The sequence below is a fragment of the Burkholderia sp. AU33803 genome (assembly GCF_002223095.1).
Taxonomy (GTDB): Bacteria; Pseudomonadota; Gammaproteobacteria; order Burkholderiales; family Burkholderiaceae; genus Burkholderia.
On record NZ_NKFJ01000005.1, the window covers coordinates 592064 to 613617 of the forward strand.

Sequence of the window (21554 nt, forward strand, 5' to 3'; positions counted from 1 at the left end):
TTCCGTGCCGATTGGCCCAACCAATTTGAGCTGCGGCGCCGTCGCGGGAATTATGCAGCGAAATCGTCGTCCCGCATCCGCATGCCGGGCCGGCGCCTCTGGAGCGAGACATGAACCCAAGGCAGTACCCCGCCGCCCCCGCGCACGTCTATCTGTTCGCGACCTGCCTGGTCGACCTGTTCGTCCCCGAAGCCGGGCTCGACGCGGTCCGCCTGCTGGAACGCGAAGGCCTGACCGTCCACTATCCGCGCGGCCAGAGCTGCTGCGGGCAGCCGGCCTACAGCAGCGGCAATCCCGACGAGGCGCGCCGCGTCGCGGCCGCGCAGCTCGACCTGTTCGCCGAACCGTGGCCCGTGATCGTGCCGTCCGGCTCGTGCGGCGGCATGATCCGGCACCATTGGCCGGCGCTGTTCGCCGACGATCCCGTCCATGGCCCCCAGGCGCGGGCGATTGCGGAACGCACCTACGAACTCACCGAATTCCTCGTACACGTGCTCGACGTGCGGCTCGATGCACTCACCGCGCCGGCCGGCGCCGACGAGCGCGTGGTGCTGCACACGTCGTGCGCGGCCCGCCGCGAGATGGGCACGCGCGTGCACGGCGTCGCGCTCGTCGACGCGCTGCCGGGCGTGACGCGCATCGAACACGAACGCGAATCCGAATGCTGCGGCTTCGGCGGCACGTTCTCGCTGAAGCATCCCGACATCTCCGGCGCGATGGTGCGCGACAAGGTCGCATCGGCCTGCGCGACGGGCTGCGACCGGCTCGTGTCCGCCGACTGCGGCTGCCTGCTGAACATCGGCCACGCGGCCGACCAATCCGGCGCGCCGCTGCCGGTCGAGCACCTCGCCAGCTTCCTGTGGCGGCGCACGGCCGGCGCCGCATCGCTGCGCGGAGACAAGCGATGAGCGCGCGCGACGCCATCCTCCAGCGGCTGCGCGCCGCCGCCCCGGGTGTCGCCGCCGAGGACGCCCCCGCGCTCGACGCGCGCATCGACACGCATTACGACGCACGCCGCATGGAAGCCGAGGCGGCACACGATCCGCACACACTTGCCCTCACGATGCAGGCCGCGCTCGCCGCGTCGCACGCGGACGTCTGGTGCGCGACCGGCGACGAATGGCCCGCGCAGCTCGCCGCGCGGCTCACCGAGGCCGGCGTGCGCCGCCTGCTGCTCGACCCGGCCCGCGCCGAATCCGCGGCGCTCGCCCGCGCGCTGCCCGACACGGTCGCGCCGGTGCCGTTCGACCGGCCGATCGACGCATGGAAGGCCGAACTGTTCGACACGATCGACGCGGGCTTCACCGTCGCGCGCTCGGGCATCGCGGCCACCGGCACCGTCGTGCTCGCACCCGATGCCGGCACGCCGCGCACGGTGTCGCTGGTGCCGCCGCTGCACGTCGCGCTCGTTCATGCGAGCACGCTGCACCCCGACCTGCACGCGGCCGTGCACGCGGAGCGCTGGCACGCCGGCATGCCGACCAACCTCGTGCTGATCTCGGGCCCGTCGAAAACCTCCGATATCCAGCAGACGCTCGCCTATGGCGCACACGGTCCGCGCCGCCTGTGGGTCGTGATCGTCACCGAGACGGCCGCCGCCGGCCCGGCCGCCACCGCCAGCGAGGCTCTCCCGCAATGAACGACCACACGCTGCACTTCGTCGCCCCCGGCGACTTCAAGGCCCGCGCGCGCGCCGCGCTCGACGATCCCGCGCTGCGCAAGAGCTTTCGTGGCGCGATGGACTTCCTGCAAGGCAAGCGCGCGACGCAGTTCCCCGACGACACCGAGCTGCAGCAGTTGCGCGACCTCGGCGAAGCCGTGCGGCAGCACGCGCTCGCGCAATTGCCCGCCCTGCTCGAACGGCTCGAAACGAAGCTCACCGAAGCCGGCGTGCACGTGCACTGGGCCGAAACGGCCGCCGACGCGAACGCGATCGTGCTCGGCATCGCGCAGGCGAAGAAGGCCCGCCGCGTGATCAAGGGCAAGTCGATGGCGAGCGAGGAAATCGAGCTGAACCATTACCTCGCCGAGCACGGCGTCGACTGCATCGAATCCGACATGGGCGAATTCATCGTGCAGCTCGCGGGCGAGAAGCCGTCGCATATCGTGATGCCGGCGATCCACAAGACGCGCGGCGACATCGCCGAGCTGTTCGCGGCGCACATCCCCGGCACGCGCTACACGGAGGACGTCGACGCGCTGATCCAGACCGGCCGGCGCGCGCTGCGCCGCGCGTTCGCCGAGGCGGACATCGGCCTGTCCGGCGTGAACTTCGCGGCGGCCGACACGGGCACGCTGTGGCTGGTCGAGAACGAAGGCAACGGCCGCCTGTCGACGACCGCGCCCGATACGCACGTCGCGATCATGGGGATCGAGAAGGTCGTCGAGAAGCTGGAGCACATCGTGCCGCTGTCGAGCCTGCTCACGCGCTCGGCCACCGGCCAGGCAATCACGACCTACTTCAACCTGATCTCGGGCCCGCGCCGCGACGGCGAACGCGACGGCCCGCGCGAGCTGCATCTCGTGCTGCTCGACAACGGCCGCACCCAGGCTTACGCGGACGAGCAGCTGCGCGCGACGCTGCAGTGCATCCGCTGCGGCGCGTGCATGAACCACTGCCCCGTCTATACGCGCATCGGCGGCCACGCCTACGGCACGACCTACCCGGGGCCGATCGGCAAGATCATCTCGCCTCATCTGCTCGGCCTCGACGCGACGGCCGACCTGCCGACCGCATCGACGCTGTGCGGTGCCTGCGGCGAGGTATGCCCGGTGCGGATTCCGATCCCGCAACTCCTCGTGCGGCTGCGTACCGAGGCGAACCGCAAGCCCAACGAACCCGTCGCGCATCCGCTGCGCGGCCAGGGCGCGAACTACAACCGCGCGGAAAACCTCGTGTGGCGCTTCTGGTCGGGTGCGTTAGCGCATCCGCGTGCATACCGCGCGTTCCGCTGGACCGCAACGCGGCTGCGTGCGCTGACGCCGGCAAAACAGATGGGTTGGACGCAGCACCGCACGCCGCTCGAACCTGCGCCGCGCAGCCTGTCCGACCTGCTGCGCGCACGCGGCCAGCCCGAATAGCCGTTTCGTTTCTCAAGCCGTATCGACAAAAACCTATGGAGGAGACATCCATGCAGGCCTGGCATCAGATCTACACGCCGCTCGGCAGCCTCGGGCTGTCGGCGTTCGTCGCCGCAATCCCGATCATCTTCTTTTTCGTCGCGCTGGCCGCGCTGCGGCTCAAGGGCCACGTCGCCGCGGCGATCACGCTGCTGCTCTCGCTTGGCGTCGCGATCCTCGCGTACGGGATGCCCGTGCCGCAGGCGCTCGCAGCAGCCGGCTTCGGCTTCGCGTACGGCATCTGGCCGATCGCGTGGATCATCGTCGCGGCCGTGTTCCTGTACAAGATCGTCGTGAAGACCGGCCAGTTCGACATCATTCGCGCGTCCGTACTGTCGATCACCGACGACCAGCGCCTGCAGATGCTGCTGATCGGCTTCTCGTTCGGCGCGTTCCTCGAAGGCGCCGCCGGCTTCGGCGCGCCCGTCGCGATCACGGCGGCGCTGCTCGTCGGGCTCGGCTTCAAGCCGCTGCACGCGGCGGGACTGTGTCTGATTGCAAACACGGCGCCGGTCGCGTTCGGTGCGATGGGCATTCCGATCATCGTCGCCGGGCAGGTGACGGGCATCGACCCGTTCCATATCGGCGCGATGGCCGGCCGCCAGCTGCCGCTGCTGTCGCTCGCGGTGCCGTTCTGGCTCGTGTTCATGATGGACGGGCTGCGCGGCGTGCGGCAGACCTGGCCGGCCGCGCTCGTCGCGGGCGGCAGCTTTGCGGTGACGCAGTACTTCACGTCGAACCACATCGGGCCCGAGCTGCCGGACATCACGTCGTCGCTCGTCAGCCTCGTCGCGCTCGCCGCGTTCCTGAAGGTCTGGCAGCCGCGCACCGCGAAGCAGACGGCCGGCGGCCTCGTCGCATCCGGCGGCGGCGCCGCGCTCGCGGGCTTCGGCGGCGCGGGCGCAGGCTCGCGCAGCGGCTTCGGCACCGGCACGAGCCGGCAGGCGTCGCCGTACACGCTCGCGCAGACCGTGCACGCGTGGTCGCCGTTCCTGATCCTGACGGCCGTCGTCACGGTATGGAGCATCGCGCCGTTCAAGGCGCTGTTCGCCGCGCACGGCGCACTCGCGTCGACCGTGCTGAAGTTCCATGTGGCGGGGCTCGACCAGCTCGTCGTGAAGACCGCGCCGATCGCCGCGACGCCGAAGGCGCTCGACGCGGTGCTGAAGATCGATCTCGTGTCGGCGGTCGGCAGCGCGATCCTCGTGACCGCGCTGATCTCGATGGCGCTGCTGCGGATGAAGCCGCGCGACGCGCTCGTCACGTTCGGCGAGACGCTGAAGGAGCTGACGCGCCCGATCCTGTCGATCGGCCTCGTGCTTGCGTTCGCCTTCGTCGCGAATTACTCGGGGATGTCGTCGACGCTCGCGCTGATGCTGGCCGCGACCGGCGCCGCGTTCCCGTTCTTCTCGCCGTTCCTCGGCTGGCTCGGCGTGTTCCTGACGGGCTCGGACACGTCGTCGAACGCGCTGTTCTGCTCGCTGCAGCAGGCCACGGCCCATCAGCTTGGTGTGCCCGAGACGCTCGCGGTGGCCGCGAACACGACGGGCGGCGTGACCGCGAAGATGATCTCGCCGCAATCGATCGCGGTCGCCTGCGCGGCGACGGGCCTCGTCGGCAAGGAATCGGAGCTGTTCCGCTTCACGGTGCGGCACAGCCTGCTGTTCGCGGTGATCGTCGGATTGATCACGCTCGCGCAGGCCTACGTGCTGCCGGGGATGGTGCCGTAAGCAGCGCCCGCCCCAAAAACAAAACCCCACGCCCGGAAGAGCGTGGGGTTTTTCATGTCGCCGCTGGATCGCCCGCCGCGGCAGGCGACCGGTTGCGCGATCAGCTGCCCTTCGCGATGCGATCCTCGATGTGCTGCGCACGGCTCGCCGACGACGGGTGCGAATCCATCATCGAGCTCTTGCCGCCGTCGAGCTTCGCGAGCTTCTGGAATGCGGTGACGAGGCCCTTCTGGTTCATGCCCTTCTGCTTCATCAGGTCGAACGAGTAGTCGTCGGCCGCGCTTTCCTGCGTTTGCGAGAACTGCGCGTTGATGAACTTCTCGGTGATGTCGCCGAGCTGCGAGCTCGTCAGTGCCGCCACGCCCGGCGATGCCGCGCCGGCCGCGGTGCGCGCCGCGCTGACCGCGTAGGCCGTCTGCATCGCCTTCTTCGAGTGACCCAGGGCAACGTGGCCCATTTCATGGCCGATCACGCCGCGCAGCTCGTCGTCGTTCATCTGGTCCATCAGGCCGCTGTACACGCGCACGCAGCCGTTGCCCATCGCCCACGCGTTGACGTCCTTGGTCATGTAGACCTTGTAGTTGATCTTCTGGCCGTTCAGCGTCATGTCGCCGAAGCCCTTCATCACCTTCGTCAGGCGCTTCGCGTACGCGCTGTTCGCCGGCGCGATCTTCGATTCGGCATCGCTGGCCTTGCACGAGTCGTTCGACAGTGCGGCGATGTCGCTGTCCGACAGCGTCGCTGCCTTGAACAGGCTGGTCCCCGCCGACGTCAGGCTGTTCGCGTCAAGGTTCTGTACCCCACCGCACGCGCTCAACAGAAACGCCACGCCACACGCTGCCACCGCTTTCTTGAGTTGCATCCCGGAATCCCTCGATAGTTGTATTTGGGAGCGGCGATTTTGCATAATCCGGCAGAAAATTACCAGATGTTTACATCCGATGACATGCGGATTACTCGACGAACAGCAACGATGCGGCGCGTCGACACAGGATTGACGACGGAAAACGGAGCAATCGCCGCAACCGGGCGACGACCGGAACGGGAAACGGGCGGGCTCAGGCCGTCTGGTCGTGGCGTCGCGTCAGCCGCCGCGCAACCAGCATCGGCAGCCGCACGGCGAAGCCGGTGAACAGGCGCAGGTGCATCCACGCGAGCAGCGCGTTGTCGCGGCCGTAATGGAAGTGCGAGACGCCGCCCTCGTGGCGGCCGAAATAGCGCACCGGCGCGTCGATGCGGATCGGCCGCACGCCGGCCCAGCACAGCCGCACGGCCGCCTCGGGATCGAAGTCGAAGCCGCGCATCCAGGGCTGGCGGCGCATGATCGCGGCCAGCGGCGCGACCGGATACACGCGAAACCCGTACAGCGAATCGCCGATCCCGGCCCACAGCGTCTCGAGGTCGGCCCACGCGTTCGACAGCCGGCGCCCCTGCACGCGCAACTGCGGCGCGCTCGCGTCGAACTTCGGCACGCCCAGCACCATCGCGTCGGGCGCGGCCTGCGACGCGGCCATGAACGCGGGAATCAGGTCGGCCGGATGCTGGCCGTCGGAATCCATCGTCAATACATGCGTGAAGCCGCTCGCGGCCGCCGCGTCGAGCCCGGCGAGCACCGCGGCGCCCTTGCCGCGGTTCTCCGGCAGCACGATCACGCGCAAGCCCGGGTCGCGCTCGGCCATCGCCTGCAGCCGTTCTGCGCTGCCGTCGGTGCTGCCGTCGACGACGACCCACACCGGATTCCATTGCGCGCGGGCATTGCGCACGGTCGTGTCGACCTTGATGCCCGGGTTGTAGCTCGGAATCAGGACGAGATGGGTGGACGAGGCGTGCAGCTTGGACATGGAAACGGCCGATTGCGAAGACGGGGATCCTGACAAAAGTTTATGACTTGCCGGCGACCGTCGGCAGGCTTCGTCGACGTCGCCCGGGTGCGCAGCCGGTGGCTCGATCGTGAGGTTTTCTCGCTTCATGACAACCACGCCTCCTCATGACCCGCGCTGGCCTCGATCTCGACCAGCAGGTCGTCGCGGCACACGTCCGCATGGACGACGAGCGGCCGCACGCCGGGGCCGGCCGCCTCGCGCAGCACGCGCTCGATCGCGGCCAGCGCCGCCGCATCGCCGGCGTCGCGCACGTAGACGCGATAGCTCAGGTCGGCGAGCGAGAACGGGCCGTGCCCCTGGCGCGCGGCCTGCTCGAGCACGGCCGCGAGGTTCGCGACCGTCTCGCGCGTTTGCGCGAGAACGTCGCCGTGATGCACGGTGCGGTGCCCGACGATGCTCGCGGTGCCCGACACGAACAGCAGCGGCGCGGCATCGCGTTGCGGCCACGCGGCAGCGCGCGCGAACGTCGGCGCACGCGGGCCGTACTCCGCCGGATAGTGATACGCGCTGACCTGGCGCGGGTTCTCGACCGGATCGGCCGGCGTGCGGCTGGCGAGGAAATGAATCGCGAGCGGCGCGGCCGGCGACGCATCGCCCGCGACCGGCACGACCGAGCCGAGCGCGCATGCGGCCGGCACGCCGCCCGTCAGCGCGCGGCTGCACGCATCGAATGCATGCTGGCGGCCGATATTGAACTGACGATAGCGCTCGATCCCGAACTGCACCGCATTGATCGCCGGCACGGTATTCCAGATGCGCAGCGGATGCGGCATGCCGAGCGAATCGAGCACGCTGAACAGTGCGCGGTACGCGTCGTGGGTCGCGCGCTCGAGCGGGGTGCCGCTGTCGCGCGATTCGTTCGCCACGAGTGCTGCTTCATGCACGACGATGCTGCCGAACACGAGGCCCGCCGTTTCGCTGTACCGATAGTGCAGCGCGCCGCGCCGTTCGCTGCGCAGGTCGCGCGCACGGCATTGCCAGATTTCGCAGACGGCGTCGTCCGGCGCGATGCCGGCGCCGAGCAGCGTCATCGGCACCGGGGCGACCGGCAGGTCGGGCACGACTTCGGCCAGCATCCGTGCCGCCGCGTCCGCGCGTGATTCGGCATGCGATGCTGTGCCAGCGCCGATGCATACCGCACCCAATGCGCCGGGAAACGCGCGCTCGAATCCGTCGCCACGGCCACGCGCATCGTGCAGCAGCGCGGCGAGCCGCGCATGGCTCATCCGGACGAGCCGCAGCGCACCCTCGCCGTCGTGCGCGAGCGCTTCGCCCGATCGCGATGCGACCGGCCCGGCCGCCGTCTGCCCGCGCACGACGGGCGCGGCAGAGGACGACAGGGAACACGGGCGCCGTTCGGCGTCGACTGGATGCACGGACACTTCGATTTCCTCACTATGCGGCGCAGGCCGCGCAACCTCGCGGCCTGCGCCGCGTTGCGTTACGTCACGCCGACGCTGCGCGCTTGGTCACGCGAGCCCGCCGTTGACGGACAGCACCTGCCCCGTCACATAGGCCGCGGCGTCGGACACCAGATACGCGACCATCGCCGCGACTTCGTCGGGCCGGCCCGCGCGCTGCGCGGGCACGAGCTGCTTGATGCGTTCCGCGGGAAACGCGTGCTCGGCCATCGGCGATTCGATGATGCCGGGCGCGACCGCGTTCACGGTGATGCCGCGCGACGCGAGCTCCAGCGACAGCGACTTCGTCGCGCCGATCAGCCCCGCCTTCGCGGCCGCATAGTTGACCTGCCCGCGATTGCCGGTCACGCCGGCCACCGACGCGATGTTGACGATCCGGCCGCGTCGCGTGCGGATCATCGGCAACAGCAGCGGCTGCGTGACGTTGAAGAAGCCGTTGAGCGTCACGTCGAGCACGCTGTGCCACTGCCGGCGCGACATGCCGGCCATCGGCGCATCGTCGTGAATGCCGGCGTTATTGACGAGGATCTGCACCGGCGCCTCGTCGATGAACGGCTGCAGCGCGGCGAGCGTCGCATCGGCGTCGGTCACGTCGAACGCGATCGCGTGCGCGGTGCCGCCGGCCGCGACGATCTGCTGCGCGACCGCCTCCGCCTGCGCGAGATGGCGGTTCGCATGCACCCACACTTCATGGCCGGCCTGCGCGAGCGCCGTGCAGATCGCCTGCCCGAGTGCGCCGCTGCCGCCCGTCACGAGCGCGCGCATCGAATTGCTCCGTTCATCGCGTTCCACCTCGATCGACGCGGCCGCGTATCGTCTGCCGATCGCGGCCGCCTGCCGTCATCATCTGCACATCTGTACGTCGCGCCCGTGGCGCGACCCCGTCACTTCGTGCGGTGCGCGGCGACGTACGCCGCCAGTGCACCGAGCGTCGCAAAAATCTTCTGGTTGTCCGGATTGTCCGAACGCAGCTCGAAGCCGTATTTCTTCGAGATCAGCAGCGCGATTTCCAGGATGTCGATGGAGTCGAGCCCGAAACCCTCGCCATACAGCGGGGTCTCGGCCGTCACGGTGTCGAGCGTGACGTCTTCGAGATTCAGTTCGCCGATGATCAGCGTGGCGAGCTCTTGTTCCAGTGCGTTCATCATGCGTGCGGGCAGGCGGCCCGTGGCAGCGGAAGGTGCCCGGAAACGGCTGTCGCCATGCACGCCCGGCGCGTGCGAATCTCCGTCCCTCCGGCGTCTGCCGGCTTCCCCGCCTGCTTTATTGGGGGATTGTTTGTAAAAGTTACGCGGATTCTAGACGAACGGGTATCGGGCCGTATACCGCCAATGGTTACAGACTGGCGAGCCGGCTCCGCGGCCCGTTTCGGGACCCGAATGCACGAGACGCTTGAGCCGCTTTGGATGGAAATGGACCGACCCCGCCAAACCATTCGTCCCGCGCCATACAATCGGTTACAAAACCCGTTCGCGCCCGCCCCGAACACGCCATGCCGCGGCCCTAAAATGAGCGTGCCCGACCACCGGCCCGGATCTGCGTCCCGGCCGCCTTTCATATGATGTTTGACGGCCTGACCATCGCGTCCGGCCACGATCCGCCCGATGTCGCCAGTCATGCCGCGCCCGTCCTTCCGCTCCGTTCCGGTTCGCCCGTCCGTCCGCTGCCGCCCGGCCGCCGGGCACGCGTTCGCACGCCGCGCGCGCGGAGGCCGCCGATGAGCCGGCTGCTGCCCGTCGCGCGCGGCCTCGCCGCGGTCGGCGCCGTCGCGGCATACCAGGCCGGCGCACACTACGCGGCCGCCACACCCGGCGCGCACGGCTTCGGCCTCGCGATGGCGCTGGTGCCGCCGCTGCTGCTCGCGCTCGGCGCGGCGCTGCGCTCGCCGCATCGCGCATGGCTCGTGCCGGCGTGGCTGCTTGCCGCCGCCGTGCTGTGGGCCGCGCGCGTGCCGCTCGCCCGGCATTTCGAATGGGGCCTGTATCTGGAACACGCCAGTTTCAACCTCGCGATGGCGCTGCTGTTCGGCCGCACGCTCGCGGCCGGCCAGGTGCCGCTGTGCACCCGCTTCGCGACGATGATCCACGGCGCGATCACGCCGGCCGTCGCGCGCTATACCCGGCAGATCACGCTCGCGTGGACGCTGTTCTTCGTCGCGATCGCCGCCGTGTCGACGCTGCTGTTCGCGACCGCGCCGATCGTCACGTGGTCAACGTTCGCGAACTACCTGTCGCTGCCGCTCGTCGCCGTGATGTTCGCCGCCGAGCATGCGTGCCGGCGCTTCGCACTGCCGCACGAACCGCGGCCGCGCATGGTCGATGCGGTGCGCGCGTATCGCGCGACGACTCACGCATCGCAGCCGTCACGATGAATTCACGGCCGGCGCCGCGCGCCGGCCTTCGCTCCCGTTTTGACCGATTTATGCCGACTCACCCGCTGGTTTTCCATTCGTCGCCGGACCAGACGATCGCCTGGCGCGACGGCGCGCCCGTCACCGTGCGCGCGTTCGTCGCCGACGTCGCCCGCGTGGCCGCCGCGCTGCCCGCCGGCGGCCATGTGTTCAACGTGTGCCGCGACCGTTACCGCTTCGCGGTCAGCCTGTGCGCCGCGCTCGTTGCCGGCAAGATCAGCCTGCTGCCGTCGACGCACACGCCGGAAATGGTTCGCCAGCTCGCATCGTTCGCGCCCGACGCGTTCTGCCTGCACGACGCGCCCGACTGCGCGATCGACCTGCCGCGCTTCGCGTACCCCGATGCCGCCCCCGGCGAGCGCGCGAGCGATGCGCCGTTCGTCGTGCCGCAGATCGATGCGGCGCGCATCATGGCCTACGTGTTCACGTCCGGCTCGACCGGCGCACCGGTGCCGCACCGCAAGACCTGGGGCTTCCTGGTCGGCTGCGTGCGCGCGGCGGCCGACCGCCTCGGGCTGCTCGACGGCCGCGCGGCCACGCTGATCGGCACGGTGCCCGCGCAGCACATGTACGGCTTCGAGTCGACGGTGCTGCTCGCGCTGATCGGCGGCCTCGCGTTCAGCAATCGCCAGCCGTTCTACCCGGTCGACATTCGCGACGAACTCGACGCGATCCCGCAGCCGCGCGTGCTCGTCACGTCGCCGATCCACCTGCGGGCGCTGCTGGCGGCCGGCCAGGCGCTGCCGCCTGCCGCCCTCGTGCTGTCGGCCACCGCTCCGCTGTCCGAAAAGCTCGCGTGCGAAGCCGAAGCCGCGCTCGACGCGCCGCTCGTCGAGATCTACGGCAGCACCGAAACCGGCCAGATCGCGACCCGTCGCACGTCGCAAGGCGCGGCGTGGGCGTTGTTCCCGGGCATCCGGCTCGATGCGCGCGACGAACCGGAGAGCGACGACGGCGAGCCGACGATCTGGGTGTCGGGCGGGCACGTCGAAGCGCCCGTGCCGATGGGCGATGCGCTCGAACTGCTCGGCGACGGCCGGTTCCTGCTGCACGGCCGCAAGGCCGACCTCGTCAACATCGCCGGCAAGCGCACGTCGCTCGCGTACCTGAACCATCAGCTCAATGCGATTCCGGACGTGCTCGACGGCGTGTTCTTCATGCCCGACGAAGCCGCGCCGGCGCATGCCGACGCGGGCCTCGAGCCGGTCACGCGCCTCGTCGCGCTGGTCGTCGCGCCGACGCTCGCGGCCGCCGATCTGCAGCGCGCGCTGCGCGAGCGGATCGATCCCGCGTTCATGCCGCGCCCGCTCGTGTTCGTCGATGCGCTGCCGCGCAATGAAACCGGCAAGCTGCCGCGCGACGTGCTCGCCGCGCTCGTTGCTCAACACGCGCGCACTTCGGCCGCGCCGACGCCCGTACGCGACCCGGACGGCGCGCCCGCGCCCGCGCTCGGGTTCACGATCCCCGCCGATCACCCGGCGCTGCCCGGCCACTTCCCCGGCCATCCGGTCGTGCCGGGCGTCGTGCTGCTCGATCACGCGATCCATGCGATCGGCACGGCGCTGAACCGTCCGCTGCACACGTGGCGGCTCGGGTCCGCGAAATTCCTGAGCCCGGTCGCACCCGGCGAACCGCTCGATCTCGCGTACGACGCCGCGGCGAGCGGTGCGATCCGCTTCACGCTGCGCACCGGGGCGCGCGAAGTCGCGAGCGGCGTGCTGTCCGCGCCGCCGGCCGCACAGGATGGCGTGCAGCCATGAAGCGCACCGCGTGGGCCGAACGCCAGGAACGCAGCAATGCGGGCTTGCTGCGCGCGATGACGTGGATCTCGCTGCGCTTCGGCCGGCAGCGTGCGCGCGTCGTGCTGCACCTGATCGCGACGTATTTCGTGCTGTTCTCGCCGGTTGCGTGCGCGGCGTCGCGCGACTACCTGCGCCGCGTGCTCGGCCGCCCCGCGCGCTGGCGCGACGTGTACCGGCACGTGTTCACGTTCGCGGCGACGATCCACGACCGCATCTACCTGATGAACGGACGCTTCGACCTGTTCGACATCCGGCTGCACGGTGAAACGCTCGTCGACGACGCGCTCGCGGGCGGGCGCGGCGCGTTCCTGATGGGTGCGCATCTCGGCAGCTTCGAGGTCGTGCGCGCGATCGGCCGCACGCACCCGGACCTGCGCGTGGTCGTGACGATGTACGAGAAGAACGCGCGCAAGATCAACGCGACGCTCGCCGCGGTGAATCCCGCCGCACAGCCGGAAGTGATTCCGCTCGGGCAGGTCGACTCGATGCTGAAGGTGCGCGAGCGCCTCGACGCGAACTGCATGGTCGGCATGCTCGCCGACCGCACGCTGCTCGACGACGCGGCCGCGTCGCTGCGCCGGCTGCCGCTGCTCGGGGCGCCCGCCGCGTTCCCGCTCGGGCCGCTCTACATGGCCGCGATGCTGAAGCGCCCGGTGATCTTCATGACGGGCCTCTATCGCGACGGCAACCGCTACGATGTGCACTTCGAGACGCTCGCCGATTTCTCCGACGTGCGGCGCGACGCACGCGCGGCAGCCGTCGACGCGGCACTCGCGCGCTACGTCGCGCTGCTCGACAAATACTGCCGCGCGGCGCCGTACAACTGGTTCAACTATTTCGACTTCTGGCAAGGCGGCGATGCCGCGACCGCGACCGCGACCGTGACCGCTCGCAGCGACGCTGCATGCGCCGGTGCCGGCCTGGCCGCCACGAGGGATTCCGACGCATGACCGCCGTTCGCCGCTGCCTGCCCCCGCTCCCGTCCACGCTGCGTCGCGCCGTCCGCACGCTGGCCGTCGCCGTCGCGGCAAGCGCCGCCATGGCCGCGCTGGCTGCAACGCCCGCGCAACCGGCCGACACGGCGCCGGCGTGGAACCTCGACCGGTTGATGTCGACGCTTGCGCAACACAAGTCGGGGCGCGCGACGTTCACCGAGACGAAGACCCTGTCGATCGCGACGCAGCCGGTCGAATCGTCCGGCGAACTCGTGTTCGTCGCGCCCGATCATCTCGAGAAGCACACGCTGAGCCCGAAGCCCGAACACCTCGTCGTCGATGGCGACATGCTCACCGTCGAGCGCAACAACCGCAAGTTCACGCTCGCGCTCGCACGCTATCCGGAACTCGGCGCGTTCATCGACAGCATCCGCGCGACGCTCGCCGGCAACCGCTTCGCGCTCGAACAGGTGTACAAGGTCGCGCTCGCCGGTCGCGGCGACGACTGGACGCTGACGCTCACACCGCTCGACTCGCGGATGCTGAAGGTCGTCAGCACGATCACGCTCGACGGCACGCGCGACGTGTTGCGCAGCGTCGCGATCCGGCAGGCCGACGGCGACCGCTCGGTGATGCGGCTGCAACCCGTTCCGGCGAACCCGAACTGATGGACGAACGCACCCGGCCCCCCGCGTCACCGGTCGCGCGCCGCCTGCCTGCGCTGCGGCAGCGTGCCGTGCTCGCGTGGCTGCTCGCGCTCATCGCATGCGGCGTCGCGATCGGGCGCGCGCACTTCACGGCCGACCTGTCCGCGTTCCTGCCGAGCGCGCCGAGCGCCGGGCAGCGCGTGCTCGTCGACCAGTTGCGCGACGGCGTCGTGTCGCGGCTGATCCTGGTCGCGATCGACGGCGGCGATGCCACGACGCGCGCCGCGCTGTCGCGACGCGTCGCCGGCGCGCTGCGCACCGATCCGCAATTCGCGGCCGTTCACAACGGCGAAGCCGCGAACGACGCGCGCGATCGCCAGTTCATCTTCGATCACCGCTACCTGCTGAGCCCGGCCGTCACGCCGCAGCGCTTCAGCGCGGCGGGCCTGCATCAGGCGCTCGGCGACAGCCTCGACCTGCTGAGTTCGTCGGCCGGCCTCGTGGCCAAGGCGATGCTGCCGCGCGACCCGACCGGTGAAGTTGCCACGCTCGTCGACCAGTTCGACAGCGCGGCGGAACCGGCGAGCCGCGACGGCGTGTGGGCATCGCGCGACGGCACGCGCGCGGTGCTCGTCGTGCAGACGGCCGCCGCCGGGTCCGATACCGACGCGCAGGCCCGCGCGATCGACATGGTGCGCCGCGCGTTCGCCGCCGCGCAGCAGGCCGTGCCGAACGCCGCCGCGACCACGCTCGCGATGACCGGCCCCGGCGTGTTCTCGGTCGACACGCGCGACACGATCCGGCACGACGTCGAACGGCTATCGACGGCGAGCGTCGTGCTGATCGTCGCGCTGCTGCTGACGCTGTACCGTTCGCCGCGCACGCTCGCGCTTGGCTTGCTGCCGGTGCTGACCGGCATCGTGGCGGGCATCGCGGCGGTCAGCGTCGCGTTCGGCACGGTCCACGGGCTGACGCTCGGCTTCGGCACGACGCTGATCGGCGAAGCCGTCGACTATTCGATCTACCTGTTCGTGCAATCGGCGCAGGCCGGCACGCGCGGCACGGCGCGCCCGGCCGACGCGACGCGCGCATGGGTCGTCGCGTACTGGCCGACGATCCGGCTCGGCGTGCTGACGTCCGTGTGCGGGTTCGCGTCGATGCTGTTCTCCGGATTCCCGGGCCTCGTGCAGCTCGGGCTGTATTCGATCGTCGGGCTGACGGCCGCCGCGCTCGTCACGCGCTTCGTGCTACCGCACCTGCGCGGCGAGCATGTCGCGATCCGCGACGTGTCGCGTGTCGGCGCCGTGCTCGCGCGTGCGGCCGACGCCGCGCCGCGGCTGCGCGGGCCGCTCGCCGTGCTGGTGATCGCCGCCGTCGCGACACTCGTGCTGCATCGGGACGGCCTGTGGAGCCGCGAACTCGCCGCGCTCAGCCCGGTGCCGGCGCAAGCGCAGGCGCTCGATGCGCGGCTGCGCGCCGATGTCGGCGCACCCGACGTGCGCTATCTCGTCGTGATTTCCGCCTCGACCGAACAGGCCGCGCTCGAAGGCGCCGAAAAGGTCGCCGCGCAATTGCAGCCGCTGGTCGACCGGGGCGCACTCGCCGGCTTCGAAAGCCCCGCGCGCTACCTGCCGAGCGATGCCGCGCAGCGCGCGCGCCGGGCGAGCCTGCCGGATGCCGACGTGCTCGCCGCGCGGATGCGCGACGCCGTCGCGAACCAGCCGATCGCGGTCAAGCCCGACCTGTTCGCACCGTTCATCACCGACGTCGAGGCCGCGCGCCACGCGCCGCTGCTGACACGCGCGGACTTGCGCGGCACGTCGATGGCGCTCGCCGTCGATGCGCTGCTGACCGAACGCGACGGCCGCTGGAGCGCGATGCTGCCGCTGCGCGCGCCGGATGCCGCCCGCGCCGCGCAACCGGCATCGAGTCTCGATGCCACGCCGATTCGCGAAGCCGTCGCCCGCGCGGGTGTGCCCGATGCGCTGTTCGTCGACATGAAGGCCGAAGCCGATCGCCTGTACGTGAGCTACGTGCACGAGGACATCCGGCTGTCGCTCGCGGGCTTCGCCGCGATCGCCGTGCTGCTGCTGATCGCGCTGCGCTCGCCGCGCCGCGCCATGCGCGCGCTCGCGCCGCTCGTCGCGGCCGTGCTGGTCGTGACGGCCGGCTTCGCGCTCGCCGGTGTGCAGCTGACGATCCTGCATCTCGTCGGGATGCTGCTGATCGTCGCGGTCGGCTCGAACTACGCGCTGTTCTTCTGCAAGCGCGACGACGCGCAGCCCGTCACGCCGTACACGCTCGTGTCGCTGCTGATCGCGAATCTCGCAACGGTTGCCGGCTTCGGGCTGCTGGCGCTGTCGCGCGTGCCGTTGCTCGAAACCTTCGGGCTGACCGTCGGCCCGGGCGCGATGCTCGCGCTGGCGTTCGCGGCCATTCTCGCGCCGCGCGCGGCTGACGCTGTGGCCATCGACCGTCATCGAGGAAGCCGCGCATGAACGCGCCGTCGACCGTTCCGTCGCAACGCCCCGGCGATACGCGCCGCTGGAAGCCGACGCCGCTGATCGCGGGCACGGCCGCGCTGCATGCGGGCGCGGCGGCCGCCGTCGTCGCGCAGCCGGCCGCGTGGCCGTGGGCGGTCGGTAGCGTGGTCGCGTCGCATCTCGCGCTGACCGCCGCGGGCCTGTGGCCGCGCAGCACGCTGCTCGGCCCGAACTGGACGCGCCTGCCGGCCCACGCCGGCCGCCGCATCGCGCTGACGATCGACGACGGCCCGGACCCGGACGTCACGCCGCGCGTGCTCGACCTGCTCGACCGTTACGACGCGCGCGCGACGTTCTTCTGCATCGGCGATCTCGCGCGCCGTCATCCGCGCTGGATCGAGGCGATCGTCGCGCGCGGTCATGCAATCGAGAACCATAGCCAGCGGCACCGCCACACGTTCTCGCTGTCGGGGCCCGCCGCGCTGCGGCGCGAGATCGCGGCCGCGCAGCAGACGCTGACCGAGCTCACCGGCACGCGCCCGCTGTTCTTCCGCGCGCCGGCTGGCCTGCGCAACCCGTTTCTCGAGCCGGTGCTGTGCGAACTCGGCCTGCAACTGGCGAGCTGGACGCGACGTGGCTTCGACACGCGTGCGCGCGATGCCGCGACCGTCACGCGCCGCCTGCTGCACGGCCTCGCGGCACGCGACATCCTGCTCGTGCACGACGGCCACGCAGCGCGCGACACGCGCGGCGAACCGGTCGTGCTCGACGTGCTGCACGCGGTGCTGCGCGCGGCTGCCGATGCGCAATTGCACTGGACCACGCTGCGCGCGGCGCTCGCGCCGGAGCCGCCCGGCGGGCCGGGCGAGCCGGCCGGTTCGGCACCCCCGTTTGATAAAATCTGACCTCGAACGGCGCGCGTGCCAGCCCTGCTGCGGCACCCGTTCCGGCCACCGGATGCGACCCTCGTGAAACCTCTCCTGCTCTCGCACTTCACCACCACCAGCTGCATCGGTCGCGGCCTCGATGCGACCCTCGATGCGCTGCGCGACGCGCGCGGCGGGCTCCAGCCCTGCGACTTCGAACGGGCGGATCTCGACACGTGGATCGGCGCGGTGGGCGGCGTCGATGCGCAGCCCGTGCGGGCCGACCTCGCCGACTTCGCGTGCCGCAACAACCGCCTCGCGCAACTCGGCCTCACGCAGGACGGCTTCGACGCACGCGTCGCGGCGGCCGTGGCGCGCTACGGTGCGGCGCGCGTCGGCGTGTTCATCGGCACGAGCACGGCCGGCATCCTCGAGACCGAACACGCATACCAGCGCCGCGATCCGACGAGCGGCGCGCTGCCCGCCGGCTTCCGCTACGCGCAGACGCACAACCCGTATTCGCCGGCCGCGTTCGTGCGCGCGTTCTTCGCGCTGCGCGGGCCGGCGATGGCGATCTCGTCCGCGTGCTCGTCCGGCGCGAAAGTGTTCGGCTCCGCGCGCCGCATGATCGAGGCGGGCTTGATCGACGCGGCGGTCGTCGGCGGCGTCGATTCGTTGTGCCTGACGACGCTGTACGGCTTCAATTCGCTCGAGCTGCTGTCGCGCCAGCCGTGCCGGCCGTTCGACGTCGCGCGCGACGGCATCTCGATCGGCGAGGCCGCCGCGTTCGCGCTCGTCGAACGCATGCCCGACCCGCCCGCCGCACTCGACGCCGATGCGATCCTGCTGCTCGGCATCGGCGAATCGAGCGACGCGCATCACATGTCGTCGCCGCATCCGGACGGGCTCGGCGCGCGCGTCGCGATCGAGCAGGCGCTTGCATCCGCCGGCCTGGGCGCAACCGACATCGACTACGTGAACCTGCACGGCACCGCGACGCCGAGCAACGATGCGGCCGAAAGCCGTGCGATCGGCGCGCTGTTCGCCAGCACGCCGTGCAGCTCGACGAAGGGCGCGACCGGCCATACGCTCGGCGCGGCGGGTGCGCTCGAGGCCGTCGTCGCCGCGCTCGCGCTGCGCGAGCAGTTCGTGCCGGCCGGCGTCAACACGACACAGCCCGACCCGGCACTCGCCGCCGACTATGTGCTCGCGAGCCGCGCGACGCGCGTGCGCGCCGTCCTGTCCAATTCGTTCGGCTTCGGCGGCACGAATTGCAGCCTGATCCTCGGCCGCGCCGACCATGCCCGCCGTTGAGGCCCGCCATGACACTCACCGCCTTCATCGAGAGCATCGGCCTCATCGGGCCCGGACTGATCGACTGGCCGCACGCGGCCGACGTGCTCGCGGGCCGCGTGCCGTATGCGCCGGCCCGTACCGAGCTGCCGCCGCCGGCCGGCCTGCCGTCGGCCGAGCGGCGCCGAACCGGCCCCGTCGTGCGCGTGGCGCTCGCGGCCGGCCACGAAGCGGTGGCCGCGAGCGGACGCGACGCCGCGACGCTCGCAACCGTGTTCAGCGCGTCGGGCGGCGACGGCCAGAATTGCCACGCGATCTGCGAGACGCTGGCCGGCGACGATCGTCAGCTGTCGCCGACGCGCTTCCACAACTCCGTGCACAACGCACCGGCCGGCTACTGGAGCATCGCGACCCGCGCGATGGCGACGTCGAATGTGCTTTGTGCGCACGACGGCAGCTTGGCCGCGGGCCTGCTGGAAAGCCTGTGCCAGGTCGTCGTCGATCGCGTGCCGACGCTGCTGATCGCGTACGACACCGACTATCCGGAACCGCTGCGTGCGGTGCGCCCGATCGGCGACGCATTCGGCGTGGCACTCGTGCTTGCGCCGGAAGCAAGCGAGCGCGCGCTCGCCCGCATCGACGTCCAGCTCGCCGACGCACCCGCCACGCCGCTCGCGATCGCCGAACTCGACGCACTGCGCGCCGGCAATCCGGCCGCGCGCGTGCTGCCGCTGCTCGACGCCATCGCCGGGCGGCGTTCGACGCGTGTCGTGCTCGACTACCTGGCCGATACGCGCGTGCAGGTCGACGTCGCGATGCCGGATACGTTCGCGGAGCGCGCGTGATGACCGCGACCATCCCGCTCGCACCGCCGCTCGACCACACGTGGATCGCCGCGCACATTCCGCACGGCGGCGCGATGTGCGTGCTCGATACGGTCGATGCGTGGGATGCCGCTCGCATCCGCTGCACCGCGACGAGCCACTGCGATCCGCACAACCCGCTGCGCGCGCACGGCCGGCTTGCCGCCGTCTGCGGGATCGAATACGCGGCGCAGGCGATGGCCGTGCACGGCGCGCTGCTCGGTGCGCACGAAGCGCGCCCGCGCGTCGGCTATCTGGCGAGCGTGCGCAACATCGACGCGTTCGTCGACCGGCTCGACACGTTCGCGCAGCCGCTCGTCGTCGAAGCGGAACGCGTGAGCGGTAACGCCCGTTCGGTGCTGTACGGCTTCGCGCTGCGCTGCGGCGATCGCGTGCTGCTGTCCGGCCGCGCTGCGGTGATGCTCGACGCGTCGGCCGCCGGCGCGCTTCGCTCAGGCGCGGCGCCGGCCGGCGATGCGAATCCTCGATGAAGCCGCTTACCCAAGAGAAGGAAACCAGGTCGTGAAAGTTCGTCAGTTCATTGGCACCGCGCTCGTGCTGGCGCTGATCAGCCCGATCGCGCACGCGGACATGTCGGAAGTGAAGCAGGACATCAAGCGCGATTCGAAGGAAGCCGCGCACAAGACCGGCGAGGCGGCCCGCAGCTTCGGCCACGCGACCGCGAGCGCCGCGAAGGCGGTCGGGCACGGGGTCGCACACGCGTCGCGCGAAGGCTGGGATGCCACCAAGCGCACGACGAAGCGGATCTTCCACAAGAACGACTCGGGCGAGTCGGGCGGGAAGAGCGAAAAGAACGATTGATCAAGGGCATCGCGCGCATCCCCGCAGGCATGCGCGCGATGCACGACCGCTCGTCAAGCGTGACGCGTCACTGCCGCGATGCCGCCGTCAACGCGCGCCGCGCAGGCGGCGTGCCGGCCGGGTCCGCACGCGTGCGAAGCACCTGCCGTACGCGACGAGCGAACAATCGCGATGATCGAAGTTCCGCAGCAGCCGCGCACGGCGCCGCTCGAGCCAGTAGAGCGAGACTGCCATCGTCAGCGCGACGGCCAGTGCCGTGCCGCCGATTACGAGTCCCATCCAGGTATCGCCCATGCCTTCTCCGGAATGCGAAGCCGAAGCGGCGCGCCTGCCGCCGCCCCGGCACTGGATCGCGCGGAACGCGGCCCGGCAGGTGCGCGCACACCGCCGGGCCGCCCCGCGTCAATGCATGTGCTGGCCGCCGTTGATCGCGATGTTGGAGCCCGTCACGAAGCCGGCCTCCTCCGAGCACAGGTAAGCCACCAGCGCCGCGACTTCCTCGGGCTTGCCGAGCCGGCCCGCCGGAATCTGCGGGAGGATCTTCGAGTCGAGGATGTCCTGCGGGATCGCCGTGACCATCTTCGTCGCGAGGTAGCCCGGCGACACCGTGTTCACCGTCACGCCCTTGCGCGCGATCTCGAGCGCGAGCGACTTCGTGAAACCGTGCATGCCGGCCTTCGCGGCCGCATAGTTGGTCTGGCCGACCGAACCCTTCGAGCCGTTCACCGACGAGATGTTGACGACGCGGCCCCAGCCGCGCTCGACCATGCCTTCGCAGACCGGCTTCGTCATGTTGAACACGGAATCGAGGTTGGTGCGGATCACCGCGTCCCAGTTGACCTTGTCGAGCTTGCGCAGCGTCATGTCGCGCGTGATGCCCGCGTTGTTCACGAGAATGTCGACCGGGCCGACGTCCCGCGTGATCTTCTCGATGCATTGCTGGCACGAATCGTGGTCGGCCACGTCCACCGGATATGCGTGGAACTCGCGGCCGGCCGCGTGCATCTCGGTCAGCCAGCGGCCCGCGCCGGTGTTGTTCGGCGAATACGTGACGACTACCCGGTGGCCCGCGTCGTTCAACCTGATGCTGACCGCTTCGCCGAGGCCGCCCATGCCACCAGTCACTACTGCAATTCGCTTAGTCATCCTATTAATTACCGACAAAAAAGTAATCGATCAAGGCGGAGCGGCGGCGTCGCTCATGCTGCCGCCCCACCGCTTCGATGCGCAGCCGCCCGCGTCGCGGGCGCGGCACGCACCTGCACCTCGCGCGTGTTGT

Annotated in this window: 21 protein-coding genes; 14 read left to right on the forward strand and 7 right to left on the reverse strand. The window is 70.6% G+C overall.

Annotated features, from left to right (window positions below; translation table 11 throughout):
• Positions 1-110: 110 nt before the first annotated feature.
• Genes CFB41_RS14575 through CFB41_RS14590 form a run of 4 tightly spaced genes read left to right on the forward strand, consistent with a single transcriptional unit; the run spans position 111 to position 4850 of the window.
• Entirely contained in the window at positions 111-908 is a 798-nt protein-coding gene (locus tag CFB41_RS14575) for a (Fe-S)-binding protein (protein ID WP_089456913.1), read from the forward strand.
• Entirely contained in the window at positions 905-1639 is a 735-nt protein-coding gene (locus CFB41_RS14580) for a lactate utilization protein C (protein WP_089456914.1), read from the forward strand. Before CFB41_RS14575 ends, CFB41_RS14580 begins: the two co-directional genes overlap by 4 nt.
• Positions 1636-3081, forward strand: coding sequence for a LutB/LldF family L-lactate oxidation iron-sulfur protein (locus tag CFB41_RS14585; protein WP_089456915.1), 1446 nt, complete (start codon positions 1636-1638; stop codon positions 3079-3081). The genes CFB41_RS14580 and CFB41_RS14585 overlap by 4 nt, the downstream gene beginning before the upstream one ends.
• A 50-nt stretch (positions 3082-3131) precedes the next feature.
• Positions 3132-4850 carry a lactate permease LctP family transporter gene (locus tag CFB41_RS14590; RefSeq protein WP_089456916.1) on the forward strand — a complete coding sequence of 573 codons (1719 nt, stop codon included), beginning with the start codon at positions 3132-3134 and terminating at the stop codon, positions 4848-4850.
• 100 nt (positions 4851-4950) lie between these two features.
• Here the strand turns inward: CFB41_RS14590 and CFB41_RS14595 are convergent, their stop codons facing one another.
• From CFB41_RS14595 to CFB41_RS14615, 5 genes are all read right to left on the reverse strand, one after another.
• On the reverse strand, positions 4951-5712 hold the full coding sequence (locus tag CFB41_RS14595; protein WP_089456917.1) for a M48 family metallopeptidase: 762 nt from the start codon (positions 5710-5712) through the stop codon (positions 4951-4953).
• A gap of 196 nt (positions 5713-5908) precedes the next feature.
• Positions 5909-6691: a glycosyltransferase family 2 protein gene (locus tag CFB41_RS14600; RefSeq protein WP_089456918.1), complete on the reverse strand. Its 783-nt coding sequence runs from the start codon at positions 6689-6691 to the stop codon at positions 5909-5911.
• Between the two features lie 125 nt (positions 6692-6816).
• On the reverse strand, positions 6817-8115 hold the full coding sequence (locus tag CFB41_RS14605; protein WP_089456919.1) for an endoribonuclease L-PSP: 1299 nt from the start codon (positions 8113-8115) through the stop codon (positions 6817-6819).
• 87 nt (positions 8116-8202) lie between these two features.
• Positions 8203-8919: a 3-oxoacyl-ACP reductase FabG gene (gene fabG, locus CFB41_RS14610; RefSeq protein ID WP_089457205.1), complete on the reverse strand. Its 717-nt coding sequence runs from the start codon at positions 8917-8919 to the stop codon at positions 8203-8205.
• Positions 8920-9038: 119 nt separating this feature from the next.
• On the reverse strand, positions 9039-9299 hold the full coding sequence (locus CFB41_RS14615) for a phosphopantetheine-binding protein (RefSeq protein ID WP_069249366.1): 261 nt from the start codon (positions 9297-9299) through the stop codon (positions 9039-9041).
• 572 nt (positions 9300-9871) lie between these two features.
• Here CFB41_RS14615 and CFB41_RS14620 point away from each other — a divergent pair.
• From CFB41_RS14620 to CFB41_RS14665, 10 genes are all read left to right on the forward strand, one after another.
• Entirely contained in the window at positions 9872-10525 is a 654-nt protein-coding gene (locus tag CFB41_RS14620; RefSeq protein WP_089441327.1) for a hypothetical protein, read from the forward strand.
• Positions 10526-10575: 50 nt separating this feature from the next.
• The gene (locus CFB41_RS14625; RefSeq protein ID WP_089456920.1) at positions 10576-12324 is read left to right on the forward strand and encodes an acyl-CoA synthetase family protein; all 1749 of its coding nucleotides are present in this window, start codon (positions 10576-10578) and stop codon (positions 12322-12324) included.
• A complete protein-coding gene (locus CFB41_RS14630; RefSeq protein WP_089456921.1) occupies positions 12321-13316 on the forward strand; it encodes an acyl-CoA synthetase in 996 nt (331 codons plus the stop codon). Before CFB41_RS14625 ends, CFB41_RS14630 begins: the two co-directional genes overlap by 4 nt.
• Entirely contained in the window at positions 13313-13969 is a 657-nt protein-coding gene (locus tag CFB41_RS14635) for an outer membrane lipoprotein carrier protein LolA (protein ID WP_089456922.1), read from the forward strand. Before CFB41_RS14630 ends, CFB41_RS14635 begins: the two co-directional genes overlap by 4 nt.
• Positions 13969-16446, forward strand: coding sequence for an MMPL family transporter (locus tag CFB41_RS14640; protein ID WP_089456923.1), 2478 nt, complete (start codon positions 13969-13971; stop codon positions 16444-16446). Before CFB41_RS14635 ends, CFB41_RS14640 begins: the two co-directional genes overlap by 1 nt.
• Positions 16443-17336, forward strand: a complete 894-nt coding sequence (locus tag CFB41_RS14645) for a polysaccharide deacetylase family protein (RefSeq protein WP_089456924.1) — start codon at positions 16443-16445, stop codon at positions 17334-17336. The genes CFB41_RS14640 and CFB41_RS14645 overlap by 4 nt, the downstream gene beginning before the upstream one ends.
• A 63-nt stretch (positions 17337-17399) precedes the next feature.
• Positions 17400-18611 (forward strand): beta-ketoacyl-[acyl-carrier-protein] synthase family protein, encoded by a 1212-nt coding sequence (locus CFB41_RS14650; protein WP_089456925.1) that lies wholly within the window; start codon positions 17400-17402, stop codon positions 18609-18611.
• Positions 18612-18619: 8 nt separating this feature from the next.
• Positions 18620-19435: a beta-ketoacyl synthase chain length factor gene (locus CFB41_RS14655; protein ID WP_089456926.1), complete on the forward strand. Its 816-nt coding sequence runs from the start codon at positions 18620-18622 to the stop codon at positions 19433-19435.
• Positions 19435-19944: a hotdog family protein gene (locus CFB41_RS14660; RefSeq protein WP_089456927.1), complete on the forward strand. Its 510-nt coding sequence runs from the start codon at positions 19435-19437 to the stop codon at positions 19942-19944. Before CFB41_RS14655 ends, CFB41_RS14660 begins: the two co-directional genes overlap by 1 nt.
• Positions 19928-20275, forward strand: a complete 348-nt coding sequence (locus CFB41_RS14665; RefSeq protein ID WP_089456928.1) for a hypothetical protein — start codon at positions 19928-19930, stop codon at positions 20273-20275. The genes CFB41_RS14660 and CFB41_RS14665 overlap by 17 nt, the downstream gene beginning before the upstream one ends.
• Before the next feature lie 87 nt (positions 20276-20362).
• Here CFB41_RS14665 and CFB41_RS14670 read toward each other — a convergent pair whose 3' ends face one another.
• Complete coding sequence (locus CFB41_RS14670) at positions 20363-20569, reverse strand: hypothetical protein (protein ID WP_089441025.1); 207 nt, start codon at positions 20567-20569, stop codon at positions 20363-20365.
• A 108-nt stretch (positions 20570-20677) separates the two neighbouring features.
• Positions 20678-21421, reverse strand: a complete 744-nt coding sequence (gene phbB / locus CFB41_RS14675) for an acetoacetyl-CoA reductase (protein WP_089456929.1) — start codon at positions 21419-21421, stop codon at positions 20678-20680.
• Positions 21422-21554 lie beyond the last annotated feature (133 nt).

Bases quoted from the DNA above. Each gene is read 5' to 3' on its own strand.
- CFB41_RS14575 (WP_089456913.1), top strand. From the start codon at position 111: ATGAACCCAAGGCAGTACCCCGCCGCCCCCGCGCACGTCTATCTGTTC.
- CFB41_RS14580 (WP_089456914.1), top strand. From the start codon at position 905: ATGAGCGCGCGCGACGCCATCCTCCAGCGGCTGCGCGCCGCCGCCCCG.
- CFB41_RS14585 (WP_089456915.1), top strand. From the start codon at position 1,636: ATGAACGACCACACGCTGCACTTCGTCGCCCCCGGCGACTTCAAGGCC.
- CFB41_RS14590 (WP_089456916.1), top strand. From the start codon at position 3,132: ATGCAGGCCTGGCATCAGATCTACACGCCGCTCGGCAGCCTCGGGCTG.
- CFB41_RS14595 (WP_089456917.1), bottom strand. From the start codon at position 5,712: ATGCAACTCAAGAAAGCGGTGGCAGCGTGTGGCGTGGCGTTTCTGTTG.
- CFB41_RS14600 (WP_089456918.1), bottom strand. From the start codon at position 6,691: ATGTCCAAGCTGCACGCCTCGTCCACCCATCTCGTCCTGATTCCGAGC.
- fabG (WP_089457205.1), bottom strand. From the start codon at position 8,919: ATGCGCGCGCTCGTGACGGGCGGCAGCGGCGCACTCGGGCAGGCGATC.
- CFB41_RS14615 (WP_069249366.1), bottom strand. From the start codon at position 9,299: ATGAACGCACTGGAACAAGAGCTCGCCACGCTGATCATCGGCGAACTG.
- CFB41_RS14620 (WP_089441327.1), top strand. From the start codon at position 9,872: ATGAGCCGGCTGCTGCCCGTCGCGCGCGGCCTCGCCGCGGTCGGCGCC.
- CFB41_RS14625 (WP_089456920.1), top strand. From the start codon at position 10,576: ATGCCGACTCACCCGCTGGTTTTCCATTCGTCGCCGGACCAGACGATC.
- CFB41_RS14630 (WP_089456921.1), top strand. From the start codon at position 12,321: ATGAAGCGCACCGCGTGGGCCGAACGCCAGGAACGCAGCAATGCGGGC.
- CFB41_RS14635 (WP_089456922.1), top strand. From the start codon at position 13,313: ATGACCGCCGTTCGCCGCTGCCTGCCCCCGCTCCCGTCCACGCTGCGT.
- CFB41_RS14640 (WP_089456923.1), top strand. From the start codon at position 13,969: ATGGACGAACGCACCCGGCCCCCCGCGTCACCGGTCGCGCGCCGCCTG.
- CFB41_RS14645 (WP_089456924.1), top strand. From the start codon at position 16,443: ATGAACGCGCCGTCGACCGTTCCGTCGCAACGCCCCGGCGATACGCGC.
- CFB41_RS14655 (WP_089456926.1), top strand. From the start codon at position 18,620: ATGACACTCACCGCCTTCATCGAGAGCATCGGCCTCATCGGGCCCGGA.
- CFB41_RS14660 (WP_089456927.1), top strand. From the start codon at position 19,435: ATGACCGCGACCATCCCGCTCGCACCGCCGCTCGACCACACGTGGATC.
- CFB41_RS14665 (WP_089456928.1), top strand. From the start codon at position 19,928: ATGCGAATCCTCGATGAAGCCGCTTACCCAAGAGAAGGAAACCAGGTC.
- CFB41_RS14670 (WP_089441025.1), bottom strand. From the start codon at position 20,569: ATGGGCGATACCTGGATGGGACTCGTAATCGGCGGCACGGCACTGGCC.
- phbB (WP_089456929.1), bottom strand. From the start codon at position 21,421: ATGACTAAGCGAATTGCAGTAGTGACTGGTGGCATGGGCGGCCTCGGC.